The sequence below is a fragment of the Streptomyces sp. NPDC058240 genome, from assembly GCF_042882135.1.
In the GTDB taxonomy this organism is placed as follows: Bacteria; Actinomycetota; Actinomycetes; order Streptomycetales; family Streptomycetaceae; genus Streptomyces.
In genome coordinates this window covers 11,986-29,067 of sequence record NZ_JBHVWT010000058.1, presented here as the reverse complement: position 1 = coordinate 29,067, position 17,082 = coordinate 11,986, and the positions used below count along the sequence as shown (strand labels likewise).

15 protein-coding genes, 1 rRNA gene and 1 riboswitch are annotated in these 17,082 nt (G+C 68.3%); of the genes, 13 read left to right on the top strand and 3 right to left on the bottom strand.

What is annotated here, in order from left to right; genetic code table 11:
- Positions 1-7 precede the first annotated feature (7 nt).
- The 11 genes from rrf (at position 8) to ACFVX4_RS37365 (ending at position 10,206) form a co-directional block, all read left to right on the top strand.
- A 5S ribosomal RNA gene (rrf, locus tag ACFVX4_RS37415) occupies positions 8-124 on the top strand.
- A 148-nt stretch (positions 125-272) separates the two neighbouring features.
- Positions 273-881 carry a CDP-alcohol phosphatidyltransferase family protein gene (locus ACFVX4_RS37410; RefSeq protein WP_389986608.1) on the top strand — a complete coding sequence of 203 codons (609 nt, stop codon included), beginning with the start codon at positions 273-275 and terminating at the stop codon, positions 879-881.
- 113 nt (positions 882-994) lie between these two features.
- Positions 995-3,490 (top strand): mannose-1-phosphate guanyltransferase, encoded by a 2,496-nt coding sequence (locus ACFVX4_RS37405; protein WP_266422395.1) that lies wholly within the window; start codon positions 995-997, stop codon positions 3,488-3,490.
- Positions 3,491-3,588: 98 nt separating this feature from the next.
- Complete coding sequence (locus tag ACFVX4_RS37400) at positions 3,589-4,512, top strand: DUF881 domain-containing protein (protein ID WP_389986605.1); 924 nt, start codon at positions 3,589-3,591, stop codon at positions 4,510-4,512.
- Positions 4,509-4,841, top strand: a complete 333-nt coding sequence (locus ACFVX4_RS37395) for a small basic family protein (RefSeq protein WP_003970459.1) — start codon at positions 4,509-4,511, stop codon at positions 4,839-4,841. The genes ACFVX4_RS37400 and ACFVX4_RS37395 overlap by 4 nt, the downstream gene beginning before the upstream one ends.
- 5 nt (positions 4,842-4,846) lie before the next feature.
- Positions 4,847-5,635 carry a DUF881 domain-containing protein gene (locus ACFVX4_RS37390; RefSeq protein WP_389986602.1) on the top strand — a complete coding sequence of 263 codons (789 nt, stop codon included), beginning with the start codon at positions 4,847-4,849 and terminating at the stop codon, positions 5,633-5,635.
- A 190-nt stretch (positions 5,636-5,825) separates the two neighbouring features.
- On the top strand, positions 5,826-6,614 hold the full coding sequence (locus tag ACFVX4_RS37385) for an FHA domain-containing protein (protein WP_266422403.1): 789 nt from the start codon (positions 5,826-5,828) through the stop codon (positions 6,612-6,614).
- Positions 6,615-6,631: 17 nt separating this feature from the next.
- Entirely contained in the window at positions 6,632-7,375 is a 744-nt protein-coding gene (locus ACFVX4_RS37380; RefSeq protein WP_389986599.1) for a MerR family transcriptional regulator, read from the top strand.
- A 53-nt stretch (positions 7,376-7,428) separates the two neighbouring features.
- Positions 7,429-7,902, top strand: coding sequence for a bifunctional nuclease family protein (locus ACFVX4_RS37375; RefSeq protein WP_006123076.1), 474 nt, complete (start codon positions 7,429-7,431; stop codon positions 7,900-7,902).
- Positions 7,903-8,070: 168 nt separating this feature from the next.
- Entirely contained in the window at positions 8,071-8,688 is a 618-nt protein-coding gene (locus ACFVX4_RS37370; RefSeq protein ID WP_389986596.1) for a MerR family transcriptional regulator, read from the top strand.
- Between the two features lie 57 nt (positions 8,689-8,745).
- Positions 8,746-10,206 (top strand): DNA polymerase IV, encoded by a 1,461-nt coding sequence (locus tag ACFVX4_RS37365; protein WP_389986593.1) that lies wholly within the window; start codon positions 8,746-8,748, stop codon positions 10,204-10,206.
- Here ACFVX4_RS37365 and ACFVX4_RS37360 read toward each other — a convergent pair.
- Complete coding sequence (locus ACFVX4_RS37360; RefSeq protein WP_389986590.1) at positions 10,131-10,499, bottom strand: PRC-barrel domain-containing protein; 369 nt, start codon at positions 10,497-10,499, stop codon at positions 10,131-10,133. The genes ACFVX4_RS37365 and ACFVX4_RS37360 overlap by 76 nt on opposite strands.
- Before the next feature lie 113 nt (positions 10,500-10,612).
- A riboswitch (glycine riboswitch) is annotated at positions 10,613-10,709 on the top strand.
- A gap of 194 nt (positions 10,710-10,903) precedes the next feature.
- Here ACFVX4_RS37360 and gcvP point away from each other — a divergent pair.
- The gene (gene gcvP / locus ACFVX4_RS37355) at positions 10,904-13,789 is read left to right on the top strand and encodes an aminomethyl-transferring glycine dehydrogenase (RefSeq protein ID WP_389986587.1); all 2,886 of its coding nucleotides are present in this window, start codon (positions 10,904-10,906) and stop codon (positions 13,787-13,789) included.
- An 86-nt stretch (positions 13,790-13,875) separates the two neighbouring features.
- Here gcvP and ACFVX4_RS37350 read toward each other — a convergent pair whose 3' ends face one another.
- Together ACFVX4_RS37350 and ACFVX4_RS37345 are read right to left on the bottom strand one after the other, a co-directional pair.
- Positions 13,876-14,082, bottom strand: coding sequence for a DUF5999 family protein (locus ACFVX4_RS37350; RefSeq protein ID WP_072488625.1), 207 nt, complete (start codon positions 14,080-14,082; stop codon positions 13,876-13,878).
- A 318-nt stretch (positions 14,083-14,400) separates the two neighbouring features.
- The gene (locus tag ACFVX4_RS37345; RefSeq protein ID WP_389986584.1) at positions 14,401-14,994 is read right to left on the bottom strand and encodes a hypothetical protein; all 594 of its coding nucleotides are present in this window, start codon (positions 14,992-14,994) and stop codon (positions 14,401-14,403) included.
- A gap of 481 nt (positions 14,995-15,475) precedes the next feature.
- On the opposite strand from ACFVX4_RS37345, the gene ACFVX4_RS37340 reads away from it, so the two are divergent.
- A complete protein-coding gene (locus ACFVX4_RS37340; protein ID WP_389986581.1) occupies positions 15,476-16,981 on the top strand; it encodes a glutamate-cysteine ligase family protein in 1,506 nt (501 codons plus the stop codon).
- The last annotated feature ends 101 nt before the right edge of the window (positions 16,982-17,082 follow it).

The window sequence follows — 17,082 nt, the reverse complement described above, 5'->3', positions numbered from 1 at the left end:
ATAGTGTTTCGGTGGTCATTGCGTTAGGGAAACGCCCGGTTACATTCCGAACCCGGAAGCTAAGCCTTTCAGCGCCGATGGTACTGCAGGGGGGATCCTGTGGGAGAGTAGGACGCCGCCGAACTCCTTTTACGGGAAAGCCCCGTGCCCTTGTGGCACGGGGCTTTTCTGCGTTCATGAGATCTTTGCCGTCACCCCTGTGCAACCGACCGCGGAGGCTGAGGGTAAGGTCAGGGGGCATCATTGGCACGTTCTTCACAGGAGGCCCCCGGGTGGAGGTCCAGGAGACTCGGGTTCAGACGGACCGGGTACTCACCATCCCCAACATCCTCAGCATGGCTCGCCTTGTAGGGGTTCCGCTCTTCCTGTGGCTGATTCTTCGCCCCGTGTTCGGCGGTCCCCAGAGCGACAGCTGGGCCCTGCTGGTGTTGATGTTCAGCGGCATCAGCGACTACCTCGACGGTAAGCTTGCCCGCCGGTGGAACCAGATCAGCAGCCTCGGCCGGCTCCTGGACCCTGCCGCGGATCGCCTCTACATCCTTTCGACCCTCGTCGGCCTGACCTGGCGGGAGATCCTGCCGCTCTGGCTCACCGCAGCACTTCTGGCCCGTGAGCTGATGCTCCTCGTGATGGTCGGAATCCTGAGGCGTCATGGCTATCCGCCGCCCCAGGTGAACTTCCTGGGGAAGGCGGCCACGTTCAACCTGATGTACGCGTTCCCCTTGTTGCTGCTCAGCGATGGAAGTGGTTGGCTGGCATCGCTGGCCGCTATTTTCGGATGGGCGTTCGCAGGTTGGGGTACAACGCTCTATTGGTGGGCAGGGATCCTCTACGTGGTTCAGGTCCGCCGGCTCGTCAAGGCGGATGTAGTAGCCGATTGAGCTCGTTGACGCGGTGCCGCGCAGTGTGGCCGGCCCGCCTCTGATGACCCGGATGGTGCCCCGACGGGCGAAGTCGGCTAGACCGTCGTCTCTTCAAGGAGGACGTTTCCGACATGAAGGCCGTCGTGATGGCTGGCGGCGAAGGCACTCGTCTTCGCCCCATGACCTCAAGCATGCCCAAGCCGCTTCTGCCCGTCGCCAATCGGCCGATCATGGAGCACGTGCTTCGGCTGCTCAAGCGGCACGGGCTGAATGAGACCGTCGTGACGGTCCAGTTTCTTGCCTCGCTGGTAAAGAATTACTTCGGGGACGGCGAAGAGCTCGGGATGGAGCTCAGTTACGCCAACGAGGAGAAACCCCTCGGCACCGCGGGGAGCGTGAAGAATGCCGAGGAAGCGCTGAAGGACGACACCTTCCTCGTCATTTCCGGTGATGCACTCACCGACTTCGATCTCACCGACCTCATCGCCTTCCACAAGGAAAAGGGCGGCCTGGTCACGGTGTGCCTGACCCGTGTGCCGAACCCCCTGGAATTCGGCATCACGATTGTGGACGAGGGTGGCCAGGTCGAGCGCTTCCTGGAGAAGCCCACCTGGGGCCAGGTCTTTTCGGACACCGTCAACACCGGCATCTACGTCATGGAGCCCGAGGTATTCGACTATGTCGAAGCCGACGTCTCGGTGGACTGGTCCGGCGATGTCTTCCCCCAGCTCATGAAGGAAGGCAAGCCCATCTACGGCTACATCGCCGAGGGCTACTGGGAAGACGTCGGCACCCACGAGAGCTACGTGAAGGCGCAGGCCGATGTTCTTGAGCGGAAGGTCGATGTCGACATCGACGGCTTCGAGATCTCGCCGGGCGTATGGGTCGCGGAAGGCGCGGAAGTACATCCCGACGCAGTGCTGCGCGGACCTCTCTACATCGGGGACTACGCAAAGGTCGAAGCCGGTGCTGAGATTCGCGAGCACACGGTCATCGGGTCGAACGTGGTCGTCAAGAGCGGTGCATTCCTGCACAAGGCAGTGGTGCACGACAACGTCTATATCGGCCAGCACAGCAATCTACGCGGTTGCGTGATCGGCAAGAACACCGACGTCATGCGGGCGACCCGCATCGAGGACGGCGCGGTCATCGGGGACGAATGCCTGATCGGTGAGGAGTCGATCATTCAGGGCAATGTCCGCGTCTACCCGTTCAAGACCATCGAGGCGGGCGCCTTCGTCAACACCTCGGTGATCTGGGAATCGCGCGGGCAGGCTCATCTCTTCGGCGCCCGGGGCGTGTCCGGGATCCTGAACGTCGAGATCACCCCGGAACTGGCGGTCCGGCTCGCCGGCGCCTATGCCACGACTCTGAAGAAGGGCTCGACGGTCACCACCGCACGTGATCACTCCCGCGGTGCCCGTGCTCTGAAGCGAGCGGTGATCTCGGCCCTTCAGGCGAGCGCCATCGATGTCCGGGACCTGGAGAACGTACCGCTGCCCGTCGCACGCCAGCAGACCGCGCGCGGGAGCGCCGGCGGGATCATGATCCGTACGTCGCCCGGTGTGCCCGACTCGGTCGACATCATGTTCTTCGACGAGCGGGGGGCGGACCTGTCGCAGGCGCGGCAGCGGAAGCTCGACCGGGTCTACGCACGTCAGGAATACCGCCGTGCCTTCCCGGGCGAGATCGGAGATCTGTACTTCCCGTCCAGCGTCTTCGACTCGTACACCGGATCGCTGCTGCGCAACGTGGACACCACGGGGATCGCCGATGCGGGTCTCAAGGTGGTCGTCGACGCCTCCAACGGGAGTGCCGGGCTCGTACTGCCCAGCCTGCTGGGACGGCTCGGCGTCGACGCGCTGACCATCAATCCCGGCCTCGACGAATCACGGCCCACCGAGACCGCCGAGACCCGGCGCTCCGGGCTGGTGCGGCTGGGCGAGATCGTCTCGTCGGCGCGGGCCGCGTTCGGCGTGCGGTTCGACCCGGTCGGTGAGCGGCTCTCCCTGGTCGACGAGCGGGGCCGGATCGTGGAGGACGACCGGGCGCTCCTCGTGATGCTCGACCTCGTGGCGGCCGAGCGGCGCAGCGGGCGGGTGGCGTTGCCGGTCACCACGACACGTGTCGCCGAGCAGGTCGCGGCGTACCACGGCACGCAGGTCGAATGGACGACGACATCGCCCGACGATCTGACGCGCGTGGGACGCGAGGAAGGCACCATCTTCGGTGGAGACGGGCGCGGGGGCTTCATCGTTCCTGAATTCAGCAGTGTCTTCGACGGCTCGGCCGCGTTCGTGAGGCTCCTGGGGCTGGTGGCCAGGACACAGCTCACCCTCAGCCAGATCGATGCCCGCATCCCCCGTGCCCATGTCCTGCGCCGTGATCTCGCCACTCCTTGGGCCGTCAAGGGCCTGGTCATGCGCCGGGTCGTGGAGGCCGCCGGTGACCGCAGCGTCGATACGACGGACGGCGTACGGGTGGTCGAGGCCGACGGGCGGTGGGTGATGGTGCTGCCGGACCGGGCCGAGGCGGTCACCCATCTGTGGGCCGAGGGGCCGGACGACGCCTCCGCACAGGCGCTGCTGGACGAATGGGCGGCGGTCGTGGACAGCGCAGGTCAGTGACGGTTGTTCCGGTGTGTCCGACGGTGGCCGACAGCGCCTTCGGGCACACCGGTGGGGCCATTCGGCGGTAGCGGCGGCGACGTGCGACGATGTGCGGCATGTCGCAGCAGCCCCCCGATCGGAGTACCGCCTCGCCTCCCGCGCGTCCCGACGCATCCATGTCGCTGCTGAACAATGTGATGGACCACAGCCTGGACGACGGATACGCCGAGGCATCGGCGCGTCGCAAGGCCGACGGGAGCGCGGGCCTGCCCCGTACGCTCAAGTCGAAGCTCGGCCTGGCCGCATGTCTGGTGCTCGCCGCCCTCGTCGTCACACTCGGGGCCGCGGAGGCGCGTGTCTCCGCGCCGGTCCTCGCCAAGGAGCGCCAGGAACTGATCGATCGCATCGACGACGAGACGACGGCGGCCGACACCCTCGAGTCGCAGGTGGACAAACTCCGGGACGACGTGGGCAGGCGCCAGCGCAAGGCGTTGGAGAAGCACGGCGGGGACCAGGGGGAGCGGGTGGCACTGCTCGCCGGGGCGACCCCGGTGGAGGGGCCCGGCGTGAAACTCGTCGTCGACGACGCCAAGAACACAGACCAGGGCGGCGGCGGACCGAGGGAGACCAGTGGATTCGCCGACACCGGGCGGGTCCGCGACCGGGACCTTCAGCGAGTCGTCAACGGGCTGTGGCAGTCCGGCGCGGAGGCGATCGCGATCAACGGGCAGCGTCTGACGGCCCTGTCGGCGATCCGCGCGGCGGGCGACGCCATACTGGTCGACAACAGACCGCTCGTTCCGCCCTACACGGTGCTGGCGGTGGGGAACGGGAAGCAACTCGGCAACGCGTTCCAGGACAGTGCCGACGGTCAGTATCTGCAGGCGCTCAAGGACACCTTCGACATCCGGACGAGCATGTCCGTGCAGCAGAAGGTGAGCCTCCCGGTCGCGCCGAGCCTGATCGTACGTACAGCAGAGCCTTATCAGGCCGCAGACACCGGCAGTGGTGCGGCAGACACAGGGAAGGGCACATCGTGATCGCCGTACTGGGCCTCGTCGTGGGAGTCGTGGTCGGACTGTTGGTCCGGCCCGAGGTACCGGCAGTGGTCGAGCCGTATCTCCCGATCGCCGTCGTGGCCGCCCTCGACGCAGTCTTCGGTGGTCTGCGGGCCATGCTCGACGGGATCTTCGTCGACAAGGTGTTCGTCGTGTCGTTCCTCTCGAACGTCGTGGTGGCCGCACTGATCGTCTTCCTGGGCGACAAGCTGGGCGTCGGAGCGCAGCTGTCCACCGGTGTGGTGGTCGTGCTCGGGATCCGGATCTTCTCCAACGCCGCGGCCATCCGTCGGCACGTCTTCCGGGCCTGAGGCCGATGAGCAACGAAGAACTTCCCGACGACACGGAGCACGCCGGCGAGCAGACTGCGGGCTCCGCCAATGACCTCACCGGTCGTCAGCGGCTGATCGCCGGACTGTGGCCGCCGCGGGTGACGCGGGCTCAACTCATCGTCGCGGTACTGCTGTTCGTTCTCGGTCTCGGACTGGCCATTCAGGTGCGGTCCAACAGTGACAACAGCGCACTGCGGGGTGCCCGGCAGGAGGATCTGGTCCGGATCCTCGACGAGCTGGACGACCGGACACAGCGCCTGGAGGACGAGAAGCAGCGGCTGGCCGCTCAGCGCACGGAGCTGGAGAACAGCTCCGACCAGGCCGAGGAGGCGCGCAAGCAGACGGTGGAGAAGGAACGGCAACTCGGTGTTCTCGCGGGCACCGTGGCGGCACACGGGCCCGGGATCACGCTCACCGTCAACGATCCCGGGGACGGGGTGAAGGCGGACATGCTGCTCGACGCACTCCAGGAGCTGCGGGCGGCGGGCGCCGAGGCGATCGAGGTCAACGGAGTGCGTGTGGTCGCCAATACATATTTCTCCGGTGACGGCGGCAACGTCAGGGTCGACGACCATAAGATCAGCGCGCCATACGTCTTCGAGGTGATCGGCAAGCCCCAGGATCTGGAGCCGGCGCTGAACATTCCGGGCGGTGTGGTGCAGACGCTGGAGAAGGAGCAGGCCACCGTGCAGGTCGCGCAGGCCGACGACATCGTCGTGGACGCCTTGCGACCGGCGAAGCAGCCTGACTACGCTCGGTCGTCGTCCCAGTGAGGCCCCGACGCGGAGGGGACGAAGGATACGGACGCGAGGTTGCGGGGGGTCGCCGCATCGTATTGGTGGTGCGTGGTGGAAACTGTCGAGTGGATACGGACGTTGTGAGGATGTCCGGGTCGGCAGGTGTGTTCATTCAGGGTTCGTCCTGCCCCACGGGCGGGTCTATTTCGGTCAAGGGGAAGCGCCCGTGAAGTTGTTTGGGAAGTTGTTCGGCAAGAGCGCTCGAGACGAGGCTGCCCGCCATCGCGCACCGCGCCATGGCCAGGCGGACGAGCAGGGCACGGAGCGCCCGCTCTTCCGTGATCAGGTGTCGGGTACGGACAGTGACAATTCGGGAGCTTCCGGCGCGTCGTCTGTTGACCCTGCCGGTCCCGGCCGCATAGGTTTCGGAGAGTCGTCGACCTCACGTACGGGTGGAGAGTTCGCGCCCAGGCAGGAGGGTTCGTCCATGCCGGTCTGTACGAGGTGCGGACATCGCAACGCCGAGGCCAGTCGTTTCTGCTCCAACTGCGGTGCGCCGCTGAGGGGTGGGGTTCCCGAGCGTGCCTCGGAGACGACCTCGACGATCTCCATCTCCGGTCTTGAGGCGTACGAGGCGGAGGTCACCGGGCAGACGGCCGTTCCGTCCCTCTCGCCCGAGGCGCAGGCCGCCGTCGATGCCCTTCCGCTCGGCTCGGCGCTCTTGGTGGTGCGTCGTGGTCCGAACTCCGGCAGCCGCTTCCTGCTGGACGGTGAGCTGACCACGGCCGGCCGCCACCCGCAGAGCGACATCTTCCTCGACGACGTGACGGTGTCGCGGCGGCATGTGGAGTTCCGCAGGAGCCCCGACGGCAGCTTCACGGTCGGGGACGTGGGCAGCCTGAACGGCACCTACGTCAACCGTGAGCGCATTGACTCCGTCGCCCTGTCCAACGGCGACGAAGTACAGATCGGCAAGTACCGGCTGGTCTTCTACGCGAGCCAGCGCGGTATCTGACCCGTCAGGGAAGGTCCATGCTGAGAACACCGACGGGCGGTGCCGTGGCCGGCACCGCCACCGCCGATGACGGCCCGATGAGCATCGGCACGGTGCTCCTGCGGCTGCGGGACGAGTTCCCCGAGGTCACGATCTCCAAGATTCGGTTCCTGGAGGCCGAAGGGCTCGTCGAGCCGCAGCGGACCCCGTCCGGCTATCGCAAGTTCCGTGGTGCCGATGTGGAGCGGCTGGCTCAGGTGCTGCGCATGCAGCGGGACCACTACCTCCCGCTGAAGGTCATCCGTGAGCATCTGGATGCCCTCGCCCGTGGTGAACAGGCCGCCCTCCCGTCCGGGGGCGGCCCGCGGGACCTGACCGGCGGCGGCTGGGAGGCGGAGCCCGGACGGGCCACCGCGGCCCGGATCGGCCGTGCCGAGCTGCTGGCGGCCGCCGAGGTCGCCGAGAGCGACCTGGACGAGTGGGAGTCGTACGGCCTGGTCGTTCCGACCGCCGAGGGCGGTTACGACGCCGAGATGGTCACAGTCGCCAAGCTTGTGGCGGATCTGGGCAGGTTCGGTCTGGAACCGCGTCACCTGCGTGCCATGCGAGCGGCCGCGGATCGCGAGGTGGGGCTCATCGAGCAGGTGGTCGCGCCCTTGCGCCGGCACCGGAATCCGCAGACCAGAGCCTATGCGGAGGCCACCGCGAAAGAGCTCGCGGAGCTGTCCGTGAGGCTTCATTCGGCCCTTGTCCAGAGCGCTCTGCACATCCGGCTCCACTGATCACGCCGGTGCCCGACTACCCAAACCTGCCGGGCACGTCCTAGGGTTGCTGTGTGAACGAGCTCGACGTTGTGGGTGTCCGGGTGGAAATGCCCTCCAACCAACCGATCGTGCTCCTGCGTGAAGTGGGAGGCGACCGGTACCTCCCCATTTGGATCGGTCCTGGTGAGGCGACCGCGATCGCCTTCGCCCAGCAGGGCATGGCTCCGGCCAGGCCGCTGACCCATGATCTCTTCAAGGACGTGCTCGAGGCCGTCGGCCAGGAGCTCACCGAGGTCCGCATCACGGACCTCCGGGAAGGGGTCTTCTACGCGGAGCTGGTCTTCGCCAGCGGGGTCGAGGTGAGCGCGCGGCCGTCCGACGCCATAGCGCTCGCATTGCGTACCGGAACGCCGATCTACGGCAGTGACGGGGTGCTCGACGACGCCGGCATCGCCATCCCGGACGAGCAGGAGGATGAGGTGGAGAAATTCCGCGAGTTCCTCGATCAGATCTCTCCGGAGGATTTCGGCACCAACAGTCAGTGACCGTTCTTCGGGGCCGCCGTCAGCGCATCCGGCAAGCCTTTCCCGCTCGTGAGTCACGGGAAACCACCCTCAGGGTGATTATCACTCGGCGTGCCGAGTGTGGCGATCGTTGACGCACCCCGAGTGACTGCCTACCTTCGAGATGGCAGGTCTAGGACGGAGGTCGGCGTGAGAAGCAGCGGCGACGGTACGGCAGCGGGTGGGCCGTATCCGCAGCAGGGGAGTACAGCCGACCACACCATCATGCAACCGGTTCAACCGGCGGCGGTGGCGGGGGACGGAGTGGCATCGGCCAACGACATCGGCTACCGCGGGCCGACCGCCTGCGCGGCTGCCGGGATCACCTACCGGCAGCTCGACTACTGGGCGCGCACGGGTCTGGTGGAGCCGAGCGTGCGCCCGGCGTACGGCTCCGGCACACAGCGGCTCTACAGCTTCCGGGACGTCGTCCTGCTGAAGATCGTGAAGCGCTTCCTGGACACGGGTGTGGCACTCCAGAACATCCGCACCACGGTTCAGCATCTGCGGGCCCGGGGATTCCAGGACCTTGAGCGGATGACGCTGATGAGCGACGGGGCGACGGTCTACGAGTGCTCCTCGCCCGACGAGGTCGTCAGCCTGCTCCAGGGCGGCCAGGGGGTCTTCGGTATCGCGGTGGGCGTGGTGTGGCAGGACGTGGACGCCGCTCTCTCGCAGCTGCACGGCGAGCGGGTGGACACGGGCGAGACCCTCATCGGGAACAACCCCACCGATGAGCTCGCGCGGCGCCGCAACCGCGCCGGCTGACCCGGCCGACGGTTCGGGCGCGGTGATTGTCAGTGCCGTAGGGCAGCATCGATTGATGTGAGAGCCGCGCCCACCATCCTGCATCTGGACATGGATGCCTTCTACGCCTCTGCCGAGCAGGCGGCGAAGCCGAGCCTGCGCGGCAAGCCGGTCGTGGTCGGCGGACTGGGACCACGCGGAGTCGTCGCCACCGCCTCGTACGAGGCGCGACGCTTCGGGGTGCACTCGGCCATGCCCATGGCGCAGGCGCGGCGGCTGGCGCCCAACGCGGCCTATCTGGTGCCCCGCTTCCAGCTGTACCGGACGGTGAGCGACCAGGTGATGGAGCTGCTCGCGCGGCTCTCCCCGCTGGTGGAGCCCCTCAGCCTGGACGAGGCCTTCGTCGACCTGGAGGCCGGCGGGACGGCCGACGACACGGCTTCGGCGCTGGAGATCGGCGAGCAGCTGCGTACGGCCATCAAGGCGGTCACCGGGCTCACCGGCTCGGTGGGGCTTGCCGGTTCCAAGATGCTGGCCAAGATCGCTTCGGAGGAGGCGAAACCGAACGGCCTGCTGCTCATGGAACCGGGCACGGAGCGGGCACTGCTCGCACCCATGTCGGTGCGGATTCTCCCCGGTGTCGGGCCGGCGACGGCGGACCATCTGCGCCGTGCCGGGATGACCACGGTCGACGACTTGGTCGAGGCGGGAGAGGACGAGCTCGTACGCCTGCTGGGGAAGGCGCACGGCGGCTCGCTCCACCGCATGGCGTTCGGGTACGACGACCGGCCGGTGGTCGCGGAGCGGGACGCGAAATCGGTGTCGGTCGAGGACACCTTCGACGCCGACCTGCACGACCGGGTGCGGATCAGGACGGAGGTCGAGCGACTGGCCGGCCGATGCGTCCAGCGGCTGCGGGGCGCGGGGCGGTCCGGGCGGACGGTGGTGCTGAAGGTGCGTCGGTACGACTTCTCGACGCTCACGCGGTCCGAGACGCTGCGGGGGCCCACGGACGACCCCACGGTGGTCCGTGAGGCCGCCGCACGGCTCCTGGAGGCAGTGGACACCACCGGAGGCGTCCGGCTCCTCGGAGTGGGCGTGACGGGGCTTGCCGACTACACGCAGGAGGATCTCTTCGCCCAGGCCGCCGGTGAGCGGGCCGCGACCGAGGATCCGGCCGCGGAGACGACGCCGTCCGGGGACGACGGGGCCGAGCCGCCGGACGATCCCCGGGCGGAGGCCGAGGAGACCGCCGAGCAGCGCGCCGCGCGGCGCTGGCCCGCCGGACACGACGTACGCCATGACGCATACGGCCATGGCTGGGTGCAGGGCAGCGGCGTCGGCCGGGTGACCGTGCGGTTCGAGGAGCCCGAGTCGGCGCCCGGCCGGGTGCGTACGTTCCGGATCGACGACCCGGAACTCCGGCCGGCCGATCCGCTGCCGTTGGTGCGGGACCCGGTGGACTACTCGTCCTGGCCGGCCAGTCTGCCGAAGTCCCTGTCCGGGCCGGCCTCCTCGGGCGGGGAGTCCAGACCGTAGTGCCGGTAGAGCTGGAGCTCCTGTTCCGGTGAGAGATGGCGGCCGACGCCGAAGTCGGGCGCGTCCTTGATCAGCGCGCGGTCGAAGGGGATGCGGAGCGAATCCTCCACGAATTCGCTGGGTTCCAGCGGGACGAACGCGTCCCGGCTGAAGAGTCCGGTACGTACGGCCGCCCACTCGGGCACACCGGTCGCGTCGTCGAGGTACACCTCGTCCACGGTCCCGATCTTGGTGCCCTTGCGGTCGAACGCCTTGCGGCCGATCAGGCTGCGCGGATCGATGTCGGTCTGCACGGTCCCTCCCACTGGTCGCGGCTACTCCACAAGCACTACAAAAGGGCAGATCCGGGTGGTTGGCCACTCGAGAAATCAGCCATGAACCCCGCTGGTAGGCTGGTGATGGCTGCTGACCCCGTGCGGGAGAGTCCTCCGGAGCTGATCCGGAGGCGCCGAAGGAGCAAATCCTCCCCGGAATCTCTCAGGCCCCCGTACCGCACGGACGAGGTCACTCTGGAAAGCAGGGCGGGTTTCGTGCGGCCGAGTGCCGGTGCGATTCCTTTCCTCACCGACGGTGAAAACCGGTATGCCGCAGGGCGTGCCGGTGAAGCTCTCAGGTTGAGATGACAGAGGGGGAGGCCGTTCGGGCACCCGCGCCGTGGTGCCCCTCGCAGGTCGTGACAGACCAGGAGGCCTCCACCATGACCCCCCGTCGCACTCCGCTCTCCCAGCTGGAGCAGGGCATTCCGTTCGAGCAGCGCCACATCGGACCCGATGCCGAGGCGCAGTCGAAGATGCTCGCCCAGGTCGGTTACGGCTCGCTGGACGAGCTCACCGCGGCCGCCGTGCCCGACGTCATCAAGAGCACGGAGGCACTCGGGCTGCCGACCGCGCGTACCGAGGCCGAGGTCCTCGCCGAGTTGCGCGCCCTCGCGGACCGCAACCAGGTGCTGGCCCCGATGATCGGACTCGGCTACTACGGCACCTTCACCCCGCCGGTGATCCTGCGCAATGTCATGGAGAACCCCGCCTGGTACACGGCCTACACGCCGTACCAGCCGGAGATCTCGCAGGGCCGCCTGGAGGCGCTCCTCAACTTCCAGACGATGGTCGCCGAGCTGACCGGGCTGCCCACCTCCGGCGCCTCCCTGCTCGACGAGGGCACCGCGGCCGCCGAGGCCATGGCCCTCTCCCGGCGCGTCGGCAAGGTCAAGGACGGCGTCTTCCTCGTCGACACCGACACCCTGCCGCAGACGATCGCGGTCATCGAGACCCGCGCCGAGCCGACCGGTGTCGAGGTCGTCGTCGCCGACCTGTCCGACGGCATCCCGGCGGAGATCGCCGAGCGCGGTGTCTTCGGCGTCCTGGTGCAGTACCCGGGCGCGTCCGGGGCGGTGCGGAACATCGAACCCGTCATCGAGCAGGCCCACGAACTGGGTGCGATCGTCACGGTCGCCGCCGACCTGCTGGCCCTCACCCTGCTCACCTCGCCCGGTGACCTGGGTGCGGACATCGCGGTCGGCACCACGCAGCGCTTCGGTGTGCCGATGGGCTTCGGCGGACCGCACGCCGGCTTCATGGCCGTACGCGAGAAGTTCGCCCGCAGCCTTCCCGGCCGTCTCGTCGGAGTCTCCGTCGACGCGGACGGCAACAAGGCCTACCGGCTGGCCCTGCAGACCCGCGAGCAGCACATCCGCCGCGAAAAGGCCACCAGCAACATCTGTACCGCCCAGGTGCTCCTCGCCGTCATGGCCGGAATGTACGCCGTCTACCACGGCCCGGACGGGCTGCGGACGATCGCCCGGCGCACCCACCGCTACGCGACGATCCTGGCCGAGGGCCTGCGCGCCTCCGGTATCGACGTCGTGACCGGCGCCCACTTCGACACCCTCACCGTGCGCGTCCCGGGGAAGGCCGCCGACATCGTCGCGGATGCCCGCGAGCGCGGGGTCAACCTGCGGCTCGTCGACGCCGACCTGGTCTCCCTCGCCTGCGACGAGACCACCACGCGTACGCAGGTCGCCGCCGTCTGGGCCGCCTTCGGCGCCGACGGGGACATCGAGGAGCTGGACGCCAGCGCTGCCGACGTGCTGCCCGAGGGTCTGCTGCGCACCGACGAGATCCTCACCCACCCGGTCTTCCACCAGCACCGTTCCGAGACCGCGATGCTGCGCTACCTGCGCAAGCTCGCCGACCGCGACTACGCGCTGGACCGCGGCATGATCCCGCTCGGCTCCTGCACCATGAAGCTGAACGCGACCACCGAGATGGAGTCGATCACCTGGCCCGAGTTCGGCGCGCTGCACCCCTTCGCCCCGGCCGAGCAGGTGCAGGGTTTCCTCACCCTCATCCGTGAGTTGGAGGAGCGCCTCGCCGAGGTCACCGGGTACGACGCGGTCTCCATCCAGCCGAACGCGGGCTCGCAGGGCGAGTTCGCGGGCCTGCTGGCCGTACGGGCGTACCACCGGGCCAACGGTGACGAGCAGCGCACCGTCTGCCTGATCCCGTCCTCCGCGCACGGCACCAACGCGGCCAGCGCCGTGATGGCCGGCATGAAGGTCGTCGTGGTCAAGACCGCCGACGACGGCGAGGTCGACATAGAGGACCTCCGCGCCAAGATCGAGAAGCACCGCGACGAGCTCGCCGTGCTCATGATCACGTACCCGTCGACGCACGGCGTGTTCGAGGAGCACGTCGCCGACATCTGCGCCGAGGTGCACGACGCCGGCGGCCAGGTGTACGTCGACGGCGCCAACCTCAACGCGCTGGTGGGCCTCGCCCGGCCGGGCCGGTTCGGTGGCGACGTCTCGCACCTGAACCTGCACAAGACCTTCTGCATCCCGCACGGCGGCGGCGGCCCCGGCGTCGGCCCGGTCGGGGTGCGCGCCCACCTCGCGCCGTACCTGCCGAACCACCCGCTGCAGCCCTCGGCGGGCCCCGAGACCGGCGTCGGACCGATCTCGGCCGCTCCGTGGGGCTCGGCCGGCATTCTCCCCATCTCCTGGGCGTACGTACGCCTGATGGGCGGGGAGGGCCTGAAGCGTGCGACGCAGGTCGCCGTGCTCGCGGCCAACTACATCGCCAAGCGTCTGGAACCGTACTACCCGATCCTGTACAACGGCCCGGCCGGTCTGGTCGCGCACGAGTGCATCGTGGACCTGCGGCCGATCTCCAAGGCCACCGGCGTCAGCGTCGACGACATCGCCAAGCGGCTGATCGACTACGGCTTCCACTCGCCGACCATGTCGTTCCCGGTCGCCGGGACGCTGATGATCGAGCCGACCGAGAGCGAGAACCTCGCGGAGCTCGACCGGTTCTGCGACACGATGATCGCCATTCGCGACGAGGTCGAGAAGGTGGCCTCCGGCGAGTGGAGCGCGGACGACAACCCGCTGCACAACGCTCCGCACACCGCGGCGATGCTGGGCGGGGAGTGGAAGCACGGATACAGCCGTGAGGTGGCGGTCTTCCCGGCCGGAGTCTCGGCCGCCGACAAGTACTGGCCGCCGGTGCGCCGGATCGACGGCGCCTTCGGCGACCGCAACCTCGTCTGCTCCTGCCCGCCGCTGGACGAGTACGACAACTGAGTCATGAGCGCCACCGTGTGACACGGACATGCGTCGGGGCCGGTTCGGAGAATTCTCCGGGCCGGCCCCACTCCTACCGGCCGCGGTCAGGCGGCCTTCATCACCCGATCGGTCCCCAGGGGCCGGTGCGGAGCGATGATCTGACCGTCCGGGAGCAGCTCACCGGTGTCCTCGAAGAGCAGGACTCCGTTGCACAGCAGGCTCCAGCCCTGTTCTGGGTGGTGCGCCGTCAGGCGGGCGGCTTCCCGGTCGGCTGAGTCGGCGGTCGGGCATGGTGGCTGGTGCTGGCACATGGCTGGGTTCTTTCGCTGCGTTGTAGTGAATGTCCTGCGGCTGGATGAGGTGTTCATGGCCGCCCCCCGTATCGATCGGTCCGGTCCCAGTGTTGCCCCACGGGCGTCAATCCGCAGGGATTTCGCAGCAGCACTTCTCCTTACCCGGAGGACGCATCACCCGCGCGGACGGTTCACCGCAACTGCACTGTCCCTTCGGGTGGTTCGGGGTGGTCGTTCCGGGCTAGTCCGGACGGGCGCGAAGTGCGCCCCTCCAGCACTGTGCCCCGCGACCGGGGACGGCGGCGGGGCACGGTGTGCTGATGCGGGGTCCGGTTCTCAGGCCGGGGATCCGAGCAGGGGGCCGGGGCCGGGGGTGATGCGCAGCGTCATCACGCGGAGCAGATCGGCGACCCGGTGCGGGCGATGTGCCGCGATGCCCGGTGGGGCGGGAGCCAGCGGAACCAGAAGATCGGCGGGGGCGAGCGCCCCGCCGGAGGCGTCGGCCTCGACGTCGCAGTGCAGCCACAGCGCCAGCATGTAGAGCTCCGGGATGGACAGCAGCCGCGGCTGGTAGTGCGGTGTCACCGTCTCGGCCTGTCGCAGGGCGAGCTCGGTCGAGGCGATGTAGGGGCCCTCGAAGAAGTGCGAGAAGGCCCAGCCGTTCGCGGTGAGCATGGTGTCTGCCGCGGCGACGGCCTGCTCCGAGCTGCGGATCAGGAACCGCCACCCGGCCAGCCGGGTGGCGGGAGCGAGCCCGTTCGGACCGATCCGCTCCAGTACGTGGACGGGGAGCGGGAGTTCGGGACTCAGTGGCCCCTGGGCGGATCGGAGGGCGGGTGTGCGGGCTTCGCGGACCGCGGTGGGTGAACCGAGTGCCGCGAGAACGCTGCGCAGAGCGGGCGCGGGAGCCGGGGAAACATGCAGCGGCATAGTGGGTCGCCTCTCACTTCGGAGACACGGTGGTGCGTGGGCGGGTGCAGACGGCGCTGTCGGCATGCGGGGCCAGAGGAGGCCGGTGACTGGGCCGGTGCGTCAACTCTCTGCCTCGTCCGCGGAGTTTATACGACACGTGTTCACGCGGTGATTCCACTAGCCGTCGCAGGCATTGCCGACAAGGCGGTATCAAGACTTTATTATGCGGAGAATCTACTGATTCTGTGTCAACGGCGCAGCTGCCGCCTGGGATTTTTCCCCCGGCGCGGACGGCCGAAACGCATCGGCGTTTTCACTCACGCCGGACGGGGAAACGTGTGCTGCACCATGCCCATGGAATGTGCCTCCGGCGGGCGCCCTCAGATTACTGGGTCCGCGGCGTTCTCGTGGGCGTTATGGATCACGCGGCCTGGGCATTATCGATCGTGACGCGAGCGGCCTGGGCCGCGGGCCGCCCACTTGAGGGAGGGACGCTCCGATGGGGGAGAAGGTCGTGGCGGGCGCCTTTGACCTGTCCGATCGGCAGGGGTACCGGAAGAAGCTCCACCAGTGCCTGGAGGGACTGGAGAGACTTCTTGCGGAGCGGAGGTTCGACCGGCCGCGCAACCTCATGGGCGTGGAGATCGAGCTGAATCTCGCGGGCGCCGACGGCATGCCGAAGATGATGAATGGGGAGGTCCTCCCGCGCATCGCGAGCCGTGATTTCCAGACCGAACTCGGGATGTTCAATTTGGAAGTGAACATAGTCCCGCACCGTCTGGACGGGCGTGTTTTCGATCAGTTGGCCGAAGAGCTCAGGACCGGGCTCGGATATGCCCACCGGAAGGCGGGCGAGGTCGATGCCGGGATCATGATGATCGGTATTCTGCCCACCCTGCGCCATGAGGACCTCGTTCTGGCCAACCTCTCGGACGCGGACCGCTACACACTGCTGAACGATCAAATGGTGGCCGCGCGAGGCGAGGATTTCTCCCTCGATATCCAGGGCGTGGAGCGATGGGTCTCGACCTCGGCCTCGATCACGCCCGAGGCCGCCTGCACCTCGGTCCAGTTCCATCTGCAGGTGACACCGGCGCGATTCGCGGCCGTGTGGAACGCGGCCCAGGCCGTCGCCGGTGTCCAGATCGCACTCGGTGCCAACTCGCCCTTCCTGTTCGGAAGGGAGCTCTGGCGGGAATCGCGGCCGCCGCTCTTCCAGCAGGCCACCGACACCCGGCCGCCCGAACTCCAGAACCAGGGGGTGCGGCCCAGGACCTGGTTCGGTGAGCGGTGGATCGACTCGGCGTACGAGCTCTTCGAGGAGAACCTGCGCTATTTCCCGCCGCTGCTCCCGATCTGCGACGAGGAGGAGCCGCTGCGGGTCCTCGACGAGGGCGGGGTGCCGCGGTTGCAGGAACTGGTGCTCCACAACGGAACGGTCTACCGCTGGAACCGGCCCGTGTACGGGCTGGCCGACGGCGTACCCCATCTGCGCGTGGAGAACCGGGTCCTGCCCGCCGGACCCACCGTCACCGATCTGATCGCCAACGCGGCGCTGTACTACGGGCTCGTGCGGTCGCTCGCCGAGGAGTCCCGTCCGGTGTGGACCAGGCTGCCGTTCGCCGCGGCGGCGGAGAACTTCGACACCGCCTGCCGGCTCGGCATCGACGCGGAGCTGATCTGGCCACGTCCCGGCCGTGCGTGCGGGCTGACCCGGGTGCCGGCCGTCAAGCTCGTACGGGACGAACTGCTGCCGCTGGCCGCCGCGGGGCTCGATGCCTGGAACATCGAGCCCGTGGACCGCGACCGTTATCTCGGGGTCATCGAGGAGCGCTGCAAGCGACGGGTGAACGGGGCGTCCTGGCAGGCGGACACCTACCACCGGGCACGGGAGGCCGGGCTCGACAGGCACACGGCGCTGGCCGCGACCACCCGGCGGTACGCCGAACTGATGCACAGCGGGGAGCCCGTGCACACCTGGCCGACCAGTGCTCCCAAGCCGTGAGCCCGGCACGGCGGGCGCCGTTGCCCGGCGCTCGATCCGGCTCCGGCTCCGGCCTCAGTTCCGGCTCCCGTTGCGATTTTCGTTCCTGCCGCGGTACGGCG

What these genes read in the sequence shown, in the direction of transcription:
- ACFVX4_RS37405 (WP_266422395.1), top strand. Translation starts at nt 995, where the DNA reads ATGAAGGCCGTCGTGATGGCTGGCGGCGAAGGCACTCGTCTTCGCCCC.
- ACFVX4_RS37400 (WP_389986605.1), top strand. Translation starts at nt 3,589, where the DNA reads ATGTCGCAGCAGCCCCCCGATCGGAGTACCGCCTCGCCTCCCGCGCGT.
- ACFVX4_RS37390 (WP_389986602.1), top strand. Translation starts at nt 4,847, where the DNA reads ATGAGCAACGAAGAACTTCCCGACGACACGGAGCACGCCGGCGAGCAG.
- ACFVX4_RS37380 (WP_389986599.1), top strand. Translation starts at nt 6,632, where the DNA reads ATGCTGAGAACACCGACGGGCGGTGCCGTGGCCGGCACCGCCACCGCC.
- gcvP (WP_389986587.1), top strand. Translation starts at nt 10,904, where the DNA reads ATGACCCCCCGTCGCACTCCGCTCTCCCAGCTGGAGCAGGGCATTCCG.
- ACFVX4_RS37350 (WP_072488625.1), bottom strand. Translation starts at nt 14,082, where the DNA reads ATGTGCCAGCACCAGCCACCATGCCCGACCGCCGACTCAGCCGACCGG.
- ACFVX4_RS37345 (WP_389986584.1), bottom strand. Translation starts at nt 14,994, where the DNA reads ATGCCGCTGCATGTTTCCCCGGCTCCCGCGCCCGCTCTGCGCAGCGTT.
- ACFVX4_RS37340 (WP_389986581.1), top strand. Translation starts at nt 15,476, where the DNA reads ATGGGGGAGAAGGTCGTGGCGGGCGCCTTTGACCTGTCCGATCGGCAG.